General features: G+C 73.8%; 3 protein-coding genes. All 3 read left to right on the top strand.

Going from position 1 to position 1,717, the window contains the following annotated elements:
• On the top strand, nucleotides 1-343 hold a 343-nt coding region (locus ACTIDRAF_RS30990), incomplete at its 5' end, for a GNAT family N-acetyltransferase (RefSeq protein ID WP_016701259.1).
• Between the two features lie 59 nt (nucleotides 344-402).
• On the top strand, nucleotides 403-924 hold the full coding sequence (locus tag ACTIDRAF_RS0224190) for a gamma carbonic anhydrase family protein (protein WP_016701258.1): 522 nt from the start codon (nucleotides 403-405) through the stop codon (nucleotides 922-924).
• A 66-nt stretch (nucleotides 925-990) separates the two neighbouring features.
• On the top strand, nucleotides 991-1,668 hold the full coding sequence (locus ACTIDRAF_RS0224185) for a uracil-DNA glycosylase (protein ID WP_085944896.1): 678 nt from the start codon (nucleotides 991-993) through the stop codon (nucleotides 1,666-1,668).
• Nucleotides 1,669-1,717 lie beyond the last annotated feature (49 nt).

Genomic DNA, 1,717 nt, shown 5'->3' with positions numbered 1-1,717 from the left:
CGCCCGGCCGGTCGCCTGCGGGGGGTGGCGGCGGGTGGCCGAGGCGGAGGACGGCGTCGGACCGGGCGACGCGGAGCTGAAGCGGATGTTCGTCCTGCCCTCGGCGCGGGGGCGTGGTCTCGCCAGGTCGTTGCTGGTGTACCTGGAAGTGGCCGCGCGGGACGCGGGTTACCGGCGGATGGTGCTGGAGACCGGAACCGAGCAGCCGGAGGCGATGGCCCTCTATCGTTCGGAAGGGTACGAGCCGATCCCGAACTTCGGCACCTACCGGGAACACCCGCTGAGCCGCTGCTTCGCCAAGTCGCTCCTCGACGACGTCGCCGGTTTGCCCGTCGTCGGTTGACCGCCAGCAGCGGGGGAGCCCCGGGCGGACCGAGGCGGCAGCCAGAGGAGGACGACCGGATGACCGTGTACGCCCTGGACGACGCCGTGCCCGAGATCCACCCCACCGCCTTCGTCCACCCCGACGCGACCGTGATCGGCCAGGTCCGGCTCGGCGCGCACACCTCCGTGTGGCCGGGCGCCGTGCTGCGCGGCGACTACGGCCGCATCGAGGTCGGCGACCGCAGCAACGTGCAGGACGGCACGGTGGTGCACTGCACCGAGGAACACCCGACGCTGGTGGGGGAGGAGTGCGTCCTCGGGCACAACGCCCACGTGGAGGGCGCGGTGGTCGAGGGGGGCGCGCTCGTGGCCTCCGGGGCGGTGGTGCTCAACGGTTCCCGGGTCGGGGCCGGCGCGGTGGTGGGAGCGGGCGCCGTCGTGCCCTTCGGCATGGTCGTGCCGCCGCGATCGATGGTGCTCGGCGTGCCGGCGAGGGTCTGCCCCGACCGCGATGTTCCTCCCGGGGCGTGGCGGCACGTGGTGGAGAAGTACGTCCGCAACGCCGCCCGCTACCGCGAGGGCCTCCGACGCCTCGACTGACCACCGCGCGGATCGGCCGCCGGGCGGTGCGGCGCGCCGTCCGCCCTGATCGCTAGAGTCCCGGCCGTGGTTGGACGTCCGTTGAACGAGGTTGTCGAAGCCGGGTGGAGCGCCGCTCTGGAGCCCGTCGCCGAGCAGATCGCCCGAATGGGGAACTTCCTGCGCGAGGAGGTCGCCGCCGGACGCGGCTACTTCCCGCCGGGTCCGGACGTGCTGCGCGCGTTCCAGCAACCCTTCGACGAGGTGCGGGTGCTCATCGTCGGCCAGGACCCCTACCCGCGCCCCGGCCACGCCGTCGGCCTCAGCTTCTCGGTCGCGGAGGACACCCGGCCCCTCCCCCCGAGCCTGAACAACATCTTCAAGGAGTACGTGTCGGATCTCGGCCACCCCAAGCCGTCCCACGGGGATCTGACCCCGTGGACCCGGCAGGGGGTCCTGCTGTTGAACCGGGTGCTCACGGTGGAGGCGGGCCGGATCGGCTCCCACCGGGGCAAGGGCTGGGAGCAGGTGACCGAACAGGCGATCCGCGCGTTGGCCGCCCGGGGAGGTCCGCTGGTGGCCGTGCTCTGGGGGCGCGACGCCCGCAGCCTCGCGCCGCTGCTCGGCGACGTGCCCTGCGTGGAATCGCCCCACCCCAGCCCGAACTCCGCCCACTACGGCTTCTTCGGGTCCCGCCCCTTCAGCCGGGTCAACGCGTTGCTGGCGGGGCAGGGCGCTCCGCCGGTGGACTGGAAGCTGCCCTGACCACGCGTTCGCGGTGACCGCCCGCCGGCCGGCTCGCCCGCGAGCCGCG

Source organism: Actinoalloteichus spitiensis RMV-1378, assembly GCF_000239155.1.
GTDB classification, from domain to species: Bacteria; Actinomycetota; Actinomycetes; order Mycobacteriales; family Pseudonocardiaceae; genus Actinoalloteichus_B; species Actinoalloteichus_B spitiensis.
This window is presented reverse-complemented; position numbering and strand designations above follow the sequence as displayed.

Coding starts and splice junctions, on each gene's coding strand:
- ACTIDRAF_RS0224190 (WP_016701258.1), top strand. CDS start 403: ATGACCGTGTACGCCCTGGACGACGCCGTGCCCGAGATCCACCCCACC.